Origin of the sequence: Falsiroseomonas algicola, assembly GCF_011040385.1 — a bacterium.
Taxonomy (GTDB): domain Bacteria; phylum Pseudomonadota; class Alphaproteobacteria; order Acetobacterales; family Acetobacteraceae; genus Falsiroseomonas; species Falsiroseomonas algicola.
Map to the genome: position 1 here is coordinate 185,291 of NZ_JAAIKB010000004.1, position 16,966 is coordinate 202,256.

Consider the following 16,966-nt stretch of genomic DNA (forward strand, 5'->3'; position numbering starts at 1 on the left):
GGAAGCATGCCAGAAGCACGGCTTGGCGGGACGGCGCGGCGTGCCCATGATGCGGGCGACCAGCGGGGGAAACACGGAATCGTGGCCGGGAACGACATCATCGCGCGCCTCTCGCGCCTCGACAGCTGCGCGCTCTCCGACGCCATGGACAAGCTCGGCCTGCCGCCCGCGCTCTCCGGCATGCCACCGCGCACCGTGCCGGGGCGCATCACCGGCCGCGTGATGACGGTGCGCCTGGCGGAAGGCCCGCCGCCGCCCGGCACGGCGCCCCGCCACCTCTGCTCCGCCGCGATCGAGGCCGCGGCGGCCGGCGACATCCTGCTGATCCAGCACATACCGGGCCTCGATGCCGGCGGCTGGGGCGGGATCCTGTCCCGCGCCGCGCGCGCCCGTGGCCTGGCCGGCATCATCACCGATGGCGCCGCGCGCGACATCGACGAGGCGCGGGAGATCGCCTTTCCCGTCTTCGCCGCCGCCACCACCGCCCGCACCGCCCGCGGAAGGCTGCATGAGGCCGAGGCGGGCGGCCCCGTCACCCTCGGCAGAGTCACCGCGCGCCCCGGTGACTACGCGCTCGCCGATGGCAGCGGCGTCGTCCTCATCGCTGCCGCCGACATCGCCCGCGTGCTGGAGGCCGCGGAGATGATCGCGGCGCGGGAGGCCGCGATGGCGCGGGACGTAGAAGCGGGGAAGCCGGTCAGCCAGGTGATGGGCGCCGACTACGAACACATGCTGCATCGCTGAGGATCATCATGGCCCGCCTCCCCTACCTTACCCGCGCCGACCTGGCAGACCAGGACCAGGACCTGCTGAAGCGCGACATCGCGCTGAACCGCCTGCTGGCGCACAGCCCCGGCCTGGCCCGCGCCTTCACGGGCCTCGCCATGCATATCCGCCACGCCAGCCGCCTGGATGCGCGGCTGCGGGAGCTCGCGATCCTGCAGATCGGCTGGCTGGCGCGCAGCCCCTATGAATGGTCGCACCATGTCCGCATCAGCCAGGATTTCGGCTGCACGGAGGCTGACATCCGCGCCATCGGCGTGGAGACGGCGGGCGGCGATTCCGCGCTGGAGCCGCTGGCGAAGCTGGTGCTGCAAGGCGCGCGGGAGATGTGGGACGGCCCGGCCATGTCCACCGCCACCTTCGACGCGCTGCGCCCGCAACTCGATGCGGAGGCGCTGGTGGAACTCACGCTGATCATCGCGACCTATTGCGGCCTGGTGCGCTTCCTCGGGACCATGGAGATCGACGTGGAGCCGGACTACATGCCCTATCTCCTCGCGCATCCCCTGCCCGCATGATCGCCACGCAGGTCCCGGGCGTCTTCCACCGCCGCGTCGGCGAGATCCTCGTCACCGCGCTGCATGACGGCCACCAGGATGCGCCCGTTTCCTCGATGGATGGCATCGGTGCGGAGGAAGCGACGGCGCTGCTGGCCGCCTCCTTCCGCCCCGCGCGGCGCACCGCCGTCAATGCCTTCCTGATCCGGCACGGCGACCGCGCCGCGCTGGTCGATGCGGGCCTTGGCCAGGGCGTGCGCTCCACCGTCGGCTTCGTCGCGAAGCACCTGGCCGATGCGGGCGTCGATCCCGGCGCGGTGGACACGCTGCTGATGACGCATCTGCATCGCGACCACTGGGGCGGCATCGCCGACAGCACCGGCACCGCCGCCTTCCCGAATGCCACGCTGCACGTCCATGCCGATGAACTCGCGCATTGGGACAGCGACGAGGCGATGATGCGCCTGCCCGACCCCGCCCAGCGCCAGGCCATGTTCATCGAGACGCGCAACCGCCTCCGCCCCTATCGCGACCGCATGGCGCTCTTCACGCAGGGCGAGGTCTTCCCCGGCGTCACCGCCGTCCCGCTGCCCGGCCACACGCCCGGCCATACCGGCTTCATGGTGGCCTCCGGCGGCAAGTCGCTGCTGATCTGGGGCGACATCGTGCATGTGCCGGAAGTGCAGATCGCGCGGCCCGAAGTGACGATGAAGGTGGATACCGACCCTGCGCTGGCCATTGCCACGCGCCGCCGCATCCTCGACCAGGTCGCGACCGATCGCCTCGCCATCGCGGGCATGCACCTGCACTTCCCCGCCTTCGCGCATGTCGCGCGCGAAGGCTCCGGCTATCGCCTGGTGCCGGATGCCTGGACGCTCGACCCCGACGGAGACGCCCCATGATGCGCTGGATCGACCTGGACGGCGCCGCGCTGCGCTACCACGACACGGGCGGCGACGGCCCCGTGCTGCTGCTGCTGCATGAGATGGGCGGCAGCCTGGAAAGCTGGGACTTCATGCTGCCGCTGCTGACACCACGCTGCCGCGTGCTGCGCTATGACCAGCGCGGCGCGGGCCTGTCGGAGAAGCCGCGCACGCCGCTGACCATGCCCGCGCAGGGCAATGATGCGGTGGCGCTGATGGATGCGCTCAGCGTCACGCAGCCCGTCGTGACGGTCGGCATGGCCGTCGGCGGCGCACTCGCGCTGCACCTCGCCGCCGCGCATCCCGGCCGCGTCCGCGGCGCTGTCGTCTCCTCGCCAGCCACGGGCGTGAATGAGGCCGGGCGCGTCGCGCTGCTGGCCCGCGCGCAGGAGATGGAGACGAAGGGCGCGCGCGCCGTCGTCGATACCGGCCTTCAGACGAGCTACCCGCCCGCCATGCGCGGCGATGCCGATCGCTTCGCGCATTGCCGCGCCTCGCGCCTCGGCGTCGACCCCGCCGGCCAGGCCGCCACGGCGCGCATGCTGGCCGATCTCGACATGACGGCCGACCTCGCCAGCATCACCTGCCCCGTCCTGGTGCTGGCCGCGAAGCATGACCTGACGCGACCGCCGGAGCGGGTGAAGCCGGTGGCCGAGGCCATCGCCGGCGCCGAGTTCCGGGAGGTGGAGAGCGGCCACTTCATGGCCATCCAGACCCCGGAACTCATGGCCGACGCCGTGCTCGGCTTCGTCTCCCGTCTTTAGGAACGCACCAGCCGCCCCGGCCGCGCCCCCGTCTCCGCGCCGCGCTCCATGATGGGCACGCCGGAGACGAGGGTCATGTCGTAGCCATCCACGCGCTGCACCAGGCGGCGGCCGCCCGCGGGCAGGTCGTAGATCATCTCCGGGTGGTGCAGGCGCAGCCCGTCCAGGTCGATGACGTTGATATCGGCCTTGAGGCCGGGCTTCAGCCGGCCGCGATCATGGAAGCCGAAGAAATCGGCCGTGCCGCTGGTCTGGCGCTGCACGACGAATTCCAGCGGCAGGCGATCGCCGCGCTGGCGATCGCGCGTCCAATGCGTGAGGCCGAAGGTCGGCATGGAGGCATCGCAGATCACGCCGCAATGCGCGCCGCCATCGGACAGCCCGACCACCGTATGCGGGTCCTGCAGCAGCCCGTGCAGGCGGTTGAAGTCGCCACCGACATAGTTGACGACGGGGAAGTAGAGCATCCGCCCGCCATCGCCGCCCGTCAGGTAGTCGTAGCAGAAGGCGACGGGGTCCTGCCCCGCCGCGGCCGCCATCGCGGCCATGCTGCGCTCCGGCGGCGGCTCGTAATCCGGCGGGTCGCCGAGGGCGAACATCTGGTCCCAGCGCGTCGCGATCTGGCGCGACAGCGGCGGCACGACATGCAGCAGGCGCGGCGACGCCTCCTCCGCCAGGATCTTCGCCCGTACCGCGGGATCGCGCAGCTTCGCCAGCTGCTCGGCCGGCGGCAGGTTGGCGAGCTCCGCGAAGCTTTCGCGCAGCGCGAAGGGATTGAGCGAGGTCGTCAGGCCGAGGATCAGCCCGACGGGGCGCGATGCCACCTGCGCCGCCAGCGGCAGGCCATCCGCCCGCGCGGCACGCACATGGCCCAGCAGCCGCTGCAGGCGTCCCGGATCGGCGTTGCGGTCCGTCAGCAGGAACCAGACGGGGCGCTGCGTGCTGGCCGCCACCTGGCGCAGCCAGGCGAATTCCGCGGCCTCATCCTCGAAGTCGCTCAGCATGCCGAAGGTGCCGCGGCCCGAACGGCCGATGGCCTGGCCGATCGCCAGCAATTCCCGATGCTCCGCATAGCGCGCGGGCACCAGGTCGCCGGTCGGCGTCTTGTGCTGGTCGGTGCGGCTGGTGGTGAAGCCGAAGGCGCCGGCGCGCAGCGCCTCCTCCGTCAGCTTCGCCATCTCCGCGATGTCGTCATCCGTCGCGGCCTGGCGGTTCAGCCCCCGCTCGCCCATGACATAGACGCGCAGCGGGTGATGCGCGACCTGTGCGGCGACGTCGATGGTGCGCGGCATGGCATCCAGCGCATCGAGATAGTCGGGGAAGCTTTCCCAGTTCCACTGCAGACCCTCGGCGAGGGTGATGCCGGGAATGTCCTCCACGCCTTCCATCAAATCGATCAGCGCTTGGTGATCGCGCTTCCGCACGGGAGCGAAGCCGACACCGCAATTCCCGAACAGGATCGTCGTCGCGCCGTGCCAGACGGAGGGCGCGAGCACCGGGTCCCAGGTGGCCTGCCCGTCGTAATGCGTATGCACATCGACCCAGCCCGGGGCGACGATGCGACCTTCGGCCTGCACGTCGCGCTTCGCGGGCCCGGCCTTGCCGCCGACCTGCGTGATGCGGTCGCCATCGATCGCCACGTCACCGGTAAAGCGGGGCGCCCCCGTGCCGTCCACGATGGTGCCGCCGCGGATGACCACGTCGTGCATGAAGGCTCCTTGCCAATTGAACAGGTTGTCCGGACAATGGCCCCGGCCGCGCGGGATGGCAACGGGGATCGGGGACCGATCCACAGGCTGTGACCGGAGACGGCCGAGACGGGGGAAAGACCAATGGCGATCGAACGGCGCGACATCCTGCTCGGCACCATGGCCATGGCGGCCGGTGCACCGCTAGCCACCCCCGCGCTGGCGCAGCCGCGCGCCGGCCGCACGCTGCTGCTGGCAGCACCTGGTGCGCCGGAGGGCTTCGATGGCGACGCGCTGCGCCCCGGCACGCAGGAGACCGTCGTGCAGGTCTATGAGGGACTCACGCGCTATGGCCGCGTGATCCGCGACGGCCGGCCCTACCTGAATCCCGATGTCATCGAAGGCCATCTCGCCGAAAGCTGGACGACGTCGCCCGACGGCAAGACCTGGGTCTTCAAGCTCCGCCAGGGCGTGCGCAGCTTCTTCGGGAACGAGATGACGGCCGCCGATGTCGAATGGGGCTGGGCCAAGTCCTTCGCGCAGCGCCGCACCGGCGCCTTCATCGCCAATGTCTCCAACGTCACTGCCGTGAAGGCGATCTCGAAATACGAGGTCGAGTTCACCCTCTCCGCCCCCAGCATGATCCTGCTGAGCGCGCTGACGCTCTACCTGCCGGCGGTCTATGACAGCACGGAGGTGAAGAAGCACGCGACGCCGGAAGACCCCTGGGCGCTGAAGTGGATGGAGACGAATACGGCGGGCTTCGGCGCCTATCACCTGGAATCGATCCGCGCCGGCGAACAGGCCGTCTTCGTCGCCAATCCCAACTACTTCCGCGAACAACCCTACTTCACGCGCGTGGTCTATCGCGCCGTCCCCTCCGCCGCGTCCCGCATCACGCTGCTCCGCAGCGGCCAGGTGCAGTGGATCCATCGCCCGCTGCTGCAGCAGGTGGCGGAGCTGCGCAATGACCGCCGCGTCAAGACGCAGGACAGCTTCGGCCGCACCATCTCCTCCGTGCGGATGAACCTCCGCTTTCCGCCCTTCGACAACAAGCTGGTGCGGCAGGCCTTCAACTATGCGGTGGACAAGCCCGCGCTGATCCAGGGCGTCTTCTTCGGGCTTGCCGAACAGGCGCGCTCCATCGTGCCGCCCATCGTGGCGGGCTACGACCCGAGCTTCTTCAACTACGACTACGATCCCGCCAAGGCGCGCGCACTGCTGGCACAGGCCAACTTCAACTTCGACCAGCAGATCGAAATCCTCTACTCCCAGATCTTCAACTGGGAGGAGCCGATGTCGATCCAGGTGGCGGCGCAGCTCCAGGCCGTGGGCGTCAAGGCCCGCGCGGTGCGGATCAGCGACAGCGACATGCGCGCCCGCGGCGCCCCCAACCGCCAGGACATGCCGATGTTCTCCTTCGAGGACGGGCCCATCGTCCTCGACCCCGTCTATGCCACCTTCCTGCTGGCGCATTCCCAGGGCGTCTCCAACCGCGCCCGCTTCGCCGATCCGCGCATGGATGCGATCATCGACGAGGCGCGGCAGACGCTCGACGTGCCGCGCCGCAACGAACTGATGCGCCAGGCGCAGCAGCTCTGGATGGAGGAAGCCCCCTGGATCGTCACCGTCTATCCCACGGTGTGGGAGGCGATGGCCGGCAACATCTCCGGCTGGTGCCCGCACCCCGATGAGCATGAACGCTGGTACGATCTGAAGGTGGCCTGACGCACCCATGCCGATCGGGCGGATGCTGGCGCGGCGCCTGGTCCTGGTGGTGCCGCTGCTGTTCGTGATCCTGCTGGGCACCTTCATGCTGGTGCGCCTGAGCGGGCAGGACCCCGTGGGACTGCTGGCCGGACCGACGGCCACAGCGGCGGAGATCGAGCTGGTGCGCGCCTCGCTGGCGCTCGACCAGCCGATCTGGGTGCAGTTCGGCGTCTATCTCGGCAAGGTCGTGCAGGGCGATCTCGGCGCCTCCTGGCTCAGCAACCGTCCGGTGCTGGCGGAGATCCTGGAGCGCGCGCCGGCAACGCTGGAGCTGATGCTCTGGGGCGTGCTGATCGGCGCGGGCATCGGCATCCCCGTGGGGCTGCGCGCCGCCTTCCGGCCGGACCGCGCCTTCGACCAGTTCAGCCGCTTCTTCTCCCTGCTCGGCTTCTCCGTGCCGACCTACTGGCTCGGCCTCATCATGCTCTTCGTCTTCTTCTACCTCCTGGAATGGGCGCCGCCCGGCATGGGACGAATCAGCCTGTTCCTGGAACCGCCACCGCGCGTCACCGGCAGCTACCTGATCGATGGCCTGATCGCCGCGGATTGGGAAGTCGCCTCCTCCGCCGCCTCGCAGCTCATCCTGCCCGTGCTCTGCGTCGCCATCATCTGCGCCGCGCCGATCATCAAGCAGACCCGCGCCATCGCGCTGGAGGTGCTGGCCAGCGACTACATCCGCTACGCCCGCGCCCAGGGACTGCCGAAGCGGGAGATCCGCGCCATGGCGCTGCGCAACAGCGCCACGCCCATCGTCACCTTCATCGGCACGGAGATCACGGGCCTGGTCGGCACCACCTCCCTCATCGAATACGTCTTCGCCTGGGGCGGGCTCGGGCAATACGGGTTGTCCGCGATCATCGCTGGCGACTTTGCCGCGGTGCAGGGCTATGTGCTGATGCTGGCACTCTTCTCCGTCCTCGTCTTCCTGGTGGTGGACATCTACGTCACGCTGACGGAGCCCCGCGCGGCATGAGCGCCACCATCGCCTCTCCCCGCTGGGTCCGGCGCATCGGCGGCATCTCCCGCCGCAGCCCGACGCTCGCGGCCGGCGTCTTCATCATCCTGGGCTTCGCGGTCATGGCCGTGCTGGCGCCCTGGATCGCGCCCTTCGACCCGGAATTCGCGCAGCCCCGCAACGTGCTGGCCGCCCCAGGTGGCGCGCATCTCATGGGCACCGACGGCAACGGGATGGATGTCTTCTCCCGCGTCATCGCCGGCGCGCGCTGGGCCTTCGGCATCGCCATCCCCGCCGTGCTGGTCGGGCTGCTCGCCGGCGTGCCGCTCGGCCTCTACACCGGCTATCGCGGCGGCTGGTTCGACGAGATCGCGATGCGCTTCTTCGATGCGCTGCGCGTCTTCCCCTCCATCATCCTGGCCCTCGCCGTCGTCGCCGCGGCCGGTCCCTCGCTGCTCAACGTCGTGCTGGTGATCGGCTTCCTCGACAGTCCCGTCTTCGCCCGGGTGGTGAGGGCGGAGGTGCTGGCGCTGCGCCATTCCACCTTCGTCGAAAGCGCCGTCTCCGCCGGCAATCCCACCTGGCGCATCCTCTTCGTCCATATCCTGCCCAACGCGCTGCAAGGCGCCATGGCGCAGACGGCGGTGCGCGCGGCCTGGGCAGTGCGCATCAGCGCGACGCTCGCCTTCCTCGGCGTCGGCATCCAGCCGCCGACACCGGAATGGGGGGCCATGATCCGCCAGGGCGCCGAGTACCTCGTCACCGGCCAGTGGTGGGTCGGCGTCTTCCCCGGCATCGCGCTGATCCTGATGGTGCTCGGCCTCAACATGCTGGGCGATGGGCTGCAGGACTTGCTGGACCCGAGGCGGAAGGCGGCCACGCGATGAGCCTTCTCCGCGTCGAGGACCTGCACACCCACTTCATCTCGCGCGACCTGGACAATCAGATCCAGGTGGCGAAGGCGCTGAACGGCGTCTCCTTCTCCCTCGATGCAGGGCGCATCCTGGGTCTTGTCGGCGAAACCGGCGCGGGCAAGTCGCTCACCGCCACCTCCATCATGGGCCTGCTCCGCCCGCCCGCGCGCATCATGGGCGGCCGCGCGCTGTTCCAGGGGCAGGATCTGCTCGCCATGCCCGATGACGACCTCAACGCGCTGCGCGGCCGCGACATCGCGCTGGTGGTGCAGAGCCCGAAATCCTCGCTCGATCCGCTGTCGCGCATCGGCGACCAGTTGATCCGCATCCGGCGCGCCCATCGCGGCGGCACGGCTTCGGAGGCGCGGGAGAAGGCGATCGCGACGCTCGGTGCGCTCGGCATCCCGGACCCCGCGCGGCGCATGCAGGCCTGGCCGCATGAACTTTCCGGTGGCATGGCGCAACGCGTGCTGATCGCGCTGGCGCTGATGAACGAGCCGCGGCTGCTGATCGCGGATGAGCCGACCACGGGTCTCGACGTCACCGTGCAGGCGCAGATCCTGGACTTGCTGCGGGATCTGGTGCGGCGCACCGGCATCGCCGCCATGATCATCACGCACGACCTCGGCGTGGTCGCGCATTACTGCGACGAGATGGCGGTGATGTATGCCGGCGCCATCGTCGAAAGCGGCCCCGTCCGCCAGGTCTTCCGCCGTCCCGCGCATCCCTACACCGTCAACCTGATCGGCGCGACGCCGGAGCGCCTGAGGCTCGGCGCCACGCGCACCGTGGGCGGCCCGCCACCGAACCTGAAGGCGCTGCCGCCCGGCTGCCCCTACCAGGATCGCTGCCCGCAGGCCGGCGCGGATTGCACCATGGTGCCGCCGGACGTGCCCCTGGGCGAGGGCCATGTCGCGCGCTGCCACCGGGTGGCGGCATGACCGCGCCGATCCTCGAGGTCGAAGGCCTGGTCAAGCATTTCGACGTCTCCCGCCATGTGAAGGTGCATGCCGTCAACGGCGTCAGCTTCTCGATCCGGGAAGGGGAGACGCTCGGCGTCGTCGGCGAAAGCGGGTCCGGCAAATCCACTATCGGCCGCAGCGTGATCCGCCTGCTCTCGCCCACCGGCGGCACCATCCGCTTCCGTGGACGCGACATTACCAACCTCCCGGAATCCGCCTGCCGCCCGCTGCGGGCGGAGATGCAGATGGTGTTCCAGGACCCCTGGTCCGCCCTCAACCCCCGCATCCGCATCGGCGACCTGATCGCGGAACCGCTGAAGCTGCACACCAGGCTCTCCGCCGCCGAGCGGCGCGACCGCGCCGAAGCCCTGGCCATCCGCGTCCGCCTCACGCCCGAGCTGCTGACGCGCTTCCCGGCCGAACTCTCCGGCGGCCAGCTCCAGCGCGTCTGCATCGCCCGCGCCATCGCGACCAGCCCGAAGCTGATCGTGCTGGACGAGCCCACTTCCTCCCTCGACCTCTCCGTCCGTGCCGGCATCCTGGAATTGCTGGCGGAGCTGAAGGCGGAGACAGGGGCGGCGATGATGTTCATCAGCCACGACCTCGGCACGGTGAAGCTGATCAGCGACCGAATCCTGGTCCTCTATCTCGGCAGCGTCGTCGAATACGCGCCCACGGCGCAGGTCTTTGCCGATGCCGCGCATCCCTATTCGCAGGCGCTGATGTCCGCGCATCTGCCGGCGGACCCCGACGCCGTGCTGAAGCGCCATGTGCTGCAGGGGGAGATCCCCTCCCCCATCAACCTGCCACCCGGCTGCCATTTCGCCAGCCGCTGCCCCGTCGCCGTGCCGCGCTGCCGCATCGAAACCCCGCGCCTCGATGCCGTCGCGGGCGATGCCGAGCATCGCGCCGCCTGCCTCCGCATCGCGGAAGGCGCCAACCGGATTCCCGCGCTGGAGGATGCCCATGGATGAGGCGACGCTGCGGCGCGAATTGCTGGCCGCCTACCACATCCTCGATGTCCACGGGCAGAATGCCGGCATCGCCGGCCATCTGACCGCGCGCCTGCCCGGCGGCGACAGCTTCTGGTGCCATGGCTATGGCCAGGGGTTCGAGGAGGTGCGCGCCGACGATCTCCGCCATGTGGACATGGACCTCAAGGTCCTCCATGGCGGGAAGATCAACCCCTCCCTCGTCATCCACACCGGCCTCTACCGCGCGCGGCCCGATATCGGCTGCGTCATCCACACCCACAGCCTGAACGCGGTCATGCTGACCGCCACGGGCACGCCGCTGCTGCCGCTGTTCCAGTCCGCGCTGATGTTCCACAACGACTGCGCGTTGCATGCGGAGTATGGCGGCATCGTCGATACGGTGGAGACGGGGGTGGAACTCGCTGCCGCCCTCGGCCCGCGCCGCGCCCTGCTGCTGGCCAACCACGGCACACTCGTCGTCGGGCGGAATGTGCGGGAGGTCGTGCACTGCGCCATCATGCTGGACGATGCCTGCCGCATCCAGCTCGGCGCCATGGCCGCCGCCGCGGGCAAGCCGCTCTCCCCGGTCGATGACGCCACCGCGCAGGAGGCGAAGCGCTTCCTGCTGTCCGACAAGGTGCTCGGCCTGCGCTGGGACCACTACCTCCGCCGCGCCATCGCCGCGCGGCCCTGGCTGGCGGCGGAGATCGCCAGCATCGCCTGACTACAGCGCGACCTCGATCGTCACGCCGAGCCGCGCGGCCAGGTCCTTCTTGTCGAGGTCAGGCCCGCGCGCCTCATTGCCCTCGACATGCTGCAGGTCCCGCGCGGTGTCGCGGCGGATGGCGATGATGAGGCTTGTCCCATCCACCAGCGCCAGCGGGAATTCGTGCCAGGTGCCGAGATGCAGCATCAGCCCCGCGCTGCCGTCGAAAAGCAGCGCGCGCGCCTCCTCCAGCACCGGCACCTCGCCCTCGCCGGGCGGCGCCAGCACCATCAGGAAGGGACGGCCGCCGAGCGGGAAGAAGCTCTGCGTGTGCAGGAAGTGGCGCTCCATCCACACCGCGCGCAGGGGGCGGCGCTCCAGCGTGGCGACGGTGAATTCCAGCGTGTCGTCGGCCACGAAGCGCCCCGGCTTCCGCAGCGCGACGCGGTCGCCATAGAAGGGGCTGCGGATCACCGGCGTGGGCGCGGTCGGGCCCATCAGCGTGCCGAAGGGCGCGACATTCTCCGCCGTCGCCGCCTCGGCCCTCAGCGTGATCACCCGCATCGCCCGCCCCCCGTTGCGGGGGCAGGATAGCGGTCAGCGCGCTGGCGTGAAGCGCGTCCAGCCCGGCACCTCCGCCGCCAGGTTCACCTCCCGCCACTTCGGGTGGCGGGGCGGCCGCAGGAAGGCGTCGAAGCGCTCCGTCAGCGCGTCGACGAAGCGGGAGACCTTGCGATGCCGCTCCGTCCCCGGCGCCCAGCCATAGACGGCCAGCACGGCGCCGACCGCCATGGTCTCGATCCCGCCTTCCGGCACCAGCGCGGGATAGTCCGCGCGCTCGAACCGCGCGGGCAGGTAGGTGTCGAGCAGCGCGGGTTCCGCCGGCAAAGGCAGCAACCGCAGCCCCTCCTCCGGCCGCACACCGGCGAAGAGCCGCGCCGGCTTGCCCGCGACATAGACCAGCGCCGCGATCTCGCCGCGGCGGAGCCGCTCCAGCGCCGCGTCCTGCGGCGCATTCTCCTCCCGCACCCGCACGCCCAACCCGCTGAAGACCAGCGAGGCGGTCATGGCCGTGCCGCTGCCCGGCAGGTCCACATTCACGGCCTTCCCCGCCAGATCCTGGACCGAGGCAATGCCCGGCGCGGCGAGGATGTGGATCTCCTCGTCATAGAGCTTGCAGACATACTGGATCAGGCGATCGACGGAGGGGAACAGCCGCTCCCGCCGCGCATAGGCCAGGACATCGGATTGCACGATGCCAAGGTCCACGCCGCGCAGCACCATGATGTCGGCGATGTTCTGCACGGAACCGCGACCGATCATGGCGATGACGCGCAGCCGGTCCGCATCGTCCAGCACCGCGGCGAGGTCCGCGGCGATGCGGATGTAGGTGCCATCCACGCCGCCGGCGACGATGCCAACCGTGCCCGCATTGGCGCGCGCCGCCATGGCGTTGAGCTGCGCCACGGGATTCCCCTGTGCCAGCGCCGGCATGGCCAGCAGCGTGCCCGCCGCCGTCAGAAGGCTGCGTCGTCCCGTCATGGAAGCTCCCGTCTCAGCGAACGCCGCCGAGTTCGGCGGCGCGTCGGTGCCAATAGTCGGCCTGCGCGGCATCCGGCCGGATGCCCCGGGCGCCGAGGCCGGCCAGCACCGTGGCGTCGAAGCTGCGCGCCATGGCCAGCGCGCCTTCCGCGCTGCCGGCCTGGGCGGCGCGGCTGAACAGCAGCCGCGCGCCCGAAATGTCGCCCCGCGCCATCAGCGCCTCGCCTCGCGTCAGCAGCGCCGTGACCAGCCGCGGGTCGAGCGCCGCGACGCGTGGCCCCGTGGGCGCTGCCGCCGGGCTGGGGCGCGCCGGCGCGGTCACCGGCGGCGCCACGCGCGGCGCCTCGGCGGCCAGGTCAGGCAGACGCGCCGCCTCCGGCTCCGGCACCGGCTCCACCCGCTCCGCCACGCGCGGCGCCTCGGCGGCAAGGTCGGGCAGACGCGCTTCCTCCGGCTCCGGGACGGGGTCCACCCGCTCCGCCACGCGCGGCGCCTCGGCGGCCAGGTCGGGCAGGCGCGCCTCCTCCGGCTCCGGCACCGGCTCCACCCGCTCCGCCACGCGCGGTGCTTCCGCCGCCAGGTCGGGCAGGCGCGCCTCCTCCGGCTCCGGCACCGGCTCCACCCGCTCCGCCACGCGCGGTGCTTCCGCCGCCAGGTCGGGCAGGCGCGCCTCCTCCGGCTCCGGCACCGGCTCCACCCGCTCCGTCCCGCGCGGCGGCTCGGTGGCCGGCGGGGCGTCGGCCGGTGGCGTGTCCAGCACGGGCAGGGAATCGGCCTCCGCCGAGGCGAGCAGCAGAAGGCGCGGTTCCGGCCTGGTGCTCCGTTCCAGCGCAGCCAGGGCTCGATCGAAGGCGGCCAGTGGATCGGCCGCGGGCAGGGCCGGCACCTCCACCGCATCGCTGCCGGCATCGCCGGCCAAGCCGGCCAACACGACATCCGTCGAGGCGGCGATCGCGGCCGGGGGGGCGACCGGCAGCCGCACCGCCAGCATCGCCACGGCCAGGCCCAGCCCGGCCGCGCCAAGGCACGCCGCGCCGGCCAGCTTCCGGCGACGAGAGGCCTGGGCGGGCCGCCGATCCGTCGGCACCTGCCCCGGCAGCGGCAGGCCGCCGGGCAGGGAGGTCAGGGCGCGCCGCAGCGGCCCCATCCAGGCCTCGCCCTCCGGCAGGGTCAGGGGCGCGGTCGCCCGGAAGGCCTCATCCAGCCGTCGCACCAGGCCGGGCAGCGCCGCTTCCGTCACGCCGAGATGCAGCACCGGCAGATGCCCCGGGAAGACCTGCGGGAAGCCGGCGGCGCAGAGCCGCCCCTGCAGCGCCACCACCGTCGCCGCGGACTCGCGCGGGGAAAGCGGCGGCGCCTCCTCCGCCATCAGGTCAAGGATCGCGACGCCGCGCCGGGGATGCAGCAGCGCCACGCGCCGTTCGGGCGGGCGGGTGCCGCTTGGCAGGCCGAGCAGGCTGGCGCCGGGCAGGGCCTGCCAGTCAGGCGCCAGCGCTTCCCAGCCGCCCTCCGCATCCCGGCCTTCGACCAGCCGCAACCGGGCTTTCGCCGCCATCGCGATCATTCCCTCCGAAGGGGAAGATCAGCACGGCGGCGGCATCAAATACTTTATACAATCGAGTGATCGGGACGTCCTACCCCGCCGGCGACAGCACATGGATGACACGGCTGGCGATCATCTCCCGCACCTTGGCGCCATAGGCCGCCATGTGCGGCGCGGCGGCATGGGCGGCCAGGTGCGCGGGGCTCTCCCACTTCTCCACCACCACGAAGCTGTCGGGACCGAGCTTCGTCTGGATCGCCCCGATGCCCTCGGCATCGACCGCCGGGCCGTATTCGAGACAGCCTTCCTCCGCGTGCACGGCCGGCATGTTGGCGCGAAAGGCCTCCAGCACCGCCTCCCGCATGCCGGGCTTGGTGGTGACGATGGCGAGGACGTGGATCACGCGGCGCTTCCTTCCCTGGACGGGGGAAGGCTAGGCCCGCCGGAAGCGCTTCGCCAGCGGGGCCAGCACGCGTTCCACCAGCGGGATCAGCGCGAAGCCCACCACCAGCCCGACCAGGCCGGAGAAGGCCGCGCCCGCCAGCCAGCCCAGCGCGCCGCCGATGCCAGGCACCGCATGCGCGGCCGCCTCCGACAGGGCATGGGAGAGGTGCCCCGGCCCTGCCACGCCGAATTCCTCCAGCCCATGGATCAGGATACCGCCGCCGACCCAGACCATGGCCGCAGTGCCGACGATGCTGAGCAGCTTGAGGAAGGGCGGCATGCCCTTCACCAGGCCGCGCCCCAGGGCGCGGGCCGCCGGCCGCAGACCGCCAGGCAGCCGCATCGCCACCCCTTCCTCCCGCGCCAGCGCCACGCCGGCATCATCCGCCTTCACGATCAGCGCCACCGCGCCATAGACGACGACGGTGATGCCGATGCCGACCACGGCCAGGATCGCGGCCTGGGAAACGAAGCTGCTCTCCGGAATGGAGGAGAGCGAGATGGCCATGATCTCGGCCGAGAGGATGAAGTCGGTCTGGATGGCGCCCGCGACACGCGCCTCCTCCAGCGCCGCCGGATCGGCCGGCGCGACGCCGACCGCTTCCTCATGCGCATGGGCGGCATGGGGGCGGATGGCCTCCAGCACCTTCTCCGCACCCTCGTAGCAGAGAAAGGCGCCGCCCAGCATCAGCAGCGGCGTGATCGCCCAGGGCGCGAGCAGGCTGAGCGCGAGCGCCACCGGCAGCAGGATCAGCAGCTTGTTCTTCAGCGATCCCATGGCAATGCGCCGGACGATCGGCAATTCGCGGCTGGCGGCGAAGCCCACGACGTAGCGCGGCGTCACTGCCGCATCGTCGATGACGACGCCGGCGGCCTTGGCGCCCGCCTTGCCCGCCTGGAAGGCGACATCGTCCAGGCTGGCGGCGGCGACCTTGGCCAGCGACACCACATCATCCAGCAGCGCAATCAGGCCCGTGCTCACGGCATCTCCGGCGGAATCGTTCCGCCTGCCCGTGCCGTGCCGGACGCGGCGCGTCAATGAAAAGCCGCGTTTGCGGACCTCACATCCAACGGTAGGTTGGCGGCCATGACCCCGCGAATCCGCCTCGGCATGCTCACCCCCTCCTCCAACACGGTGCTGGAGCCCGTGACCCAGGCGATGGTCGCCGGGCTGCCGGAGGTCTCGGTCCATTTCGGCCGCTTCAAGGTGACGGAGATCGCGCTGAGCCCATCGGCGCTGGCCCAGTTCGACGACAGCGCCATCCTGGCGGCGGCGGAGCTGCTGGCCCATGCCAAGGTGGACTGCATCACCTGGAACGGCACCTCCGCCACCTGGCTGGGGTTCGAGACGGACCAGCGCCTCTGCGAACGCATCACCGCCGCCACGGGCATCCGCGCCACCACCTCCATCCTGGCGATGAACGAGGCGCTGGGCCTGCTCGGCGCGAAAAGCCTCGGCTACGTCACGCCCTATACCGACGACGTGCAGGCGAAGATCGTGGCGCAGTATGAGCGCCATGGCCTGGCCTGCCGCGGCGACGCCCATGCCGGCATCCGCGACAATTTCGCCTTCGCGGAGGTCACGGAAGACCAGCTGCGCGCGATGACCCGGGCCGTGGCGGCGGAGCGCCCGGACGCCATCGCCGTGGTCTGCACCAACCTCCGCGCCGGCCCGCTGGTGGCGGAACTGGAGGCCGAGCTCGGCATCCCCATCCTCGACAGCATCGCGACCGCGGTGTGGAAGAGCCTCTCGGTCGCGGGCCTCGACCCCGCCCGGGTCCAGGGCTGGGGCCGGCTGTTCAGCCTGTGACCCGCCTGCTGCTGGTCAATCCGAACACCAATACCCGCACCGCGGCGGTGATGGCGGCCATCGCGCAGCGCGCGGCGCCGTCGGGCGTGACGGTGGAGGGTGCCACCGTCGCCACCGGCGCGCCGCTGCTGGATGACCCGGCCAAGCTGGCGGAGGGCGCGCTTGCCGTGCAGGCGCTGCTCGCCGCGACGGACCTCTCCCCCTTTGCCGGCGTCATCGTCGCCGCCTTCGGCGATCCCGGCTTGGCGGAGAGCCGCGCCGCCGCCCCCGTGCCGCTGACCGGCATCGCGGAGGCCGCGATGGCGGAAGCCGCGGCGGCGGGCCGCTTCGTCATCGTCACGACGACGGGGCTGCTGAAGCCCGCCATCGATGCCCGCGTGGCGCAGTACGGCCACGCCCCGCGCCACGCCGGCACCTTCCTGACGGAGGGTGCCGCCGCCGCGCTGATGGCGGACCCCGCCAGGCTGGAGGCCGCACTGGAAGCCACCGCCCGCCACGCCCTGGCAGAGACCCGCGCCGACGCGATCATCATCGGTGGCGGCCCGCTGGCCGCGGTGGCGGAAGCGCTTCGCCCGCGCTTCCCCGTGCCGATCATCGAACCCGTGCCCGCCGCGGTGCGGCTGGCGGTCAGGCGCGCCGCATCACGCTGAGACGGGCGATTCAGGCTTTTCGGCGAAGCCGCCTCAAGCCA

At 71.2% G+C, this 16,966-nt stretch carries 18 protein-coding genes; 12 read left to right on the top strand and 6 right to left on the bottom strand.

Annotation, left to right across the window (positions count from 1 at the left end; all coding sequences use genetic code 11):
- Positions 1–81: 81 nt before the first annotated feature.
- The 4 genes from G3576_RS12235 to G3576_RS12250 are packed head-to-tail and all read left to right on the top strand — an operon-like array spanning position 82 to position 2,967.
- Positions 82–744 carry an RraA family protein gene (locus G3576_RS12235; protein WP_207622785.1) on the top strand — a complete coding sequence of 221 codons (663 nt, stop codon included), beginning with the start codon at positions 82–84 and terminating at the stop codon, positions 742–744.
- 8 nt (positions 745–752) lie between these two features.
- Entirely contained in the window at positions 753–1,301 is a 549-nt protein-coding gene (locus tag G3576_RS12240) for a carboxymuconolactone decarboxylase family protein (RefSeq protein ID WP_164694683.1), read from the top strand.
- Positions 1,298–2,182, top strand: coding sequence for an MBL fold metallo-hydrolase (locus G3576_RS12245; protein WP_164694684.1), 885 nt, complete (start codon positions 1,298–1,300; stop codon positions 2,180–2,182). Before G3576_RS12240 ends, G3576_RS12245 begins: the two co-directional genes overlap by 4 nt.
- Positions 2,179–2,967 carry an alpha/beta fold hydrolase gene (locus G3576_RS12250; RefSeq protein WP_164694685.1) on the top strand — a complete coding sequence of 263 codons (789 nt, stop codon included), beginning with the start codon at positions 2,179–2,181 and terminating at the stop codon, positions 2,965–2,967. The genes G3576_RS12245 and G3576_RS12250 overlap by 4 nt, the downstream gene beginning before the upstream one ends.
- On the opposite strand, the gene G3576_RS12255 is transcribed toward G3576_RS12250, so the two are convergent.
- Positions 2,964–4,676 (bottom strand): N-acyl-D-amino-acid deacylase family protein, encoded by a 1,713-nt coding sequence (locus G3576_RS12255; protein ID WP_164694686.1) that lies wholly within the window; start codon positions 4,674–4,676, stop codon positions 2,964–2,966. The genes G3576_RS12250 and G3576_RS12255 overlap by 4 nt on opposite strands.
- A 123-nt stretch (positions 4,677–4,799) precedes the next feature.
- Between G3576_RS12255 and G3576_RS12260 the strand changes: the two genes are divergently transcribed.
- Genes G3576_RS12260 through G3576_RS12285 form a run of 6 tightly spaced genes read left to right on the top strand, consistent with a single transcriptional unit; the run spans position 4,800 to position 10,954 of the window.
- Entirely contained in the window at positions 4,800–6,383 is a 1,584-nt protein-coding gene (locus G3576_RS12260) for an ABC transporter substrate-binding protein (RefSeq protein ID WP_164694687.1), read from the top strand.
- Between the two features lie 7 nt (positions 6,384–6,390).
- Entirely contained in the window at positions 6,391–7,398 is a 1,008-nt protein-coding gene (locus G3576_RS12265) for an ABC transporter permease (protein ID WP_164694688.1), read from the top strand.
- Positions 7,395–8,267, top strand: a complete 873-nt coding sequence (locus G3576_RS12270; protein WP_164694689.1) for an ABC transporter permease — start codon at positions 7,395–7,397, stop codon at positions 8,265–8,267. The genes G3576_RS12265 and G3576_RS12270 overlap by 4 nt, the downstream gene beginning before the upstream one ends.
- Positions 8,264–9,235, top strand: coding sequence for an ABC transporter ATP-binding protein (locus G3576_RS12275; RefSeq protein WP_164694690.1), 972 nt, complete (start codon positions 8,264–8,266; stop codon positions 9,233–9,235). Before G3576_RS12270 ends, G3576_RS12275 begins: the two co-directional genes overlap by 4 nt.
- Positions 9,232–10,230 (top strand): ABC transporter ATP-binding protein, encoded by a 999-nt coding sequence (locus G3576_RS12280; RefSeq protein WP_164694691.1) that lies wholly within the window; start codon positions 9,232–9,234, stop codon positions 10,228–10,230. Before G3576_RS12275 ends, G3576_RS12280 begins: the two co-directional genes overlap by 4 nt.
- Complete coding sequence (locus tag G3576_RS12285) at positions 10,223–10,954, top strand: class II aldolase/adducin family protein (RefSeq protein ID WP_164694692.1); 732 nt, start codon at positions 10,223–10,225, stop codon at positions 10,952–10,954. The genes G3576_RS12280 and G3576_RS12285 overlap by 8 nt, the downstream gene beginning before the upstream one ends.
- On the opposite strand, the gene G3576_RS12290 is transcribed toward G3576_RS12285, so the two are convergent.
- The 5 genes from G3576_RS12290 to G3576_RS12310 all read right to left on the bottom strand — a co-directional run bounded on the left by G3576_RS12290 (position 10,955) and on the right by G3576_RS12310 (position 15,447).
- Complete coding sequence (locus G3576_RS12290) at positions 10,955–11,500, bottom strand: ureidoglycolate lyase (protein WP_164694693.1); 546 nt, start codon at positions 11,498–11,500, stop codon at positions 10,955–10,957.
- A 33-nt stretch (positions 11,501–11,533) separates the two neighbouring features.
- Complete coding sequence (locus tag G3576_RS12295) at positions 11,534–12,478, bottom strand: TAXI family TRAP transporter solute-binding subunit (RefSeq protein ID WP_164694694.1); 945 nt, start codon at positions 12,476–12,478, stop codon at positions 11,534–11,536.
- Positions 12,479–12,491: 13 nt separating this feature from the next.
- On the bottom strand, positions 12,492–14,033 hold the full coding sequence (locus G3576_RS12300) for a hypothetical protein (protein ID WP_164694695.1): 1,542 nt from the start codon (positions 14,031–14,033) through the stop codon (positions 12,492–12,494).
- Between the two features lie 79 nt (positions 14,034–14,112).
- Positions 14,113–14,424, bottom strand: a complete 312-nt coding sequence (locus G3576_RS12305) for a putative quinol monooxygenase (protein WP_164694696.1) — start codon at positions 14,422–14,424, stop codon at positions 14,113–14,115.
- 30 nt (positions 14,425–14,454) lie between these two features.
- Complete coding sequence (locus tag G3576_RS12310; RefSeq protein WP_164694697.1) at positions 14,455–15,447, bottom strand: DUF808 domain-containing protein; 993 nt, start codon at positions 15,445–15,447, stop codon at positions 14,455–14,457.
- A gap of 105 nt (positions 15,448–15,552) precedes the next feature.
- Between G3576_RS12310 and G3576_RS12315 the strand changes: the two genes are divergently transcribed.
- Both G3576_RS12315 and G3576_RS12320 read left to right on the top strand, forming a co-directional pair.
- On the top strand, positions 15,553–16,275 hold the full coding sequence (locus G3576_RS12315) for a maleate cis-trans isomerase family protein (RefSeq protein ID WP_164694698.1): 723 nt from the start codon (positions 15,553–15,555) through the stop codon (positions 16,273–16,275).
- A complete protein-coding gene (locus G3576_RS12320; RefSeq protein WP_164694699.1) occupies positions 16,272–16,925 on the top strand; it encodes an aspartate/glutamate racemase family protein in 654 nt (217 codons plus the stop codon). The genes G3576_RS12315 and G3576_RS12320 overlap by 4 nt, the downstream gene beginning before the upstream one ends.
- Positions 16,926–16,966 lie beyond the last annotated feature (41 nt).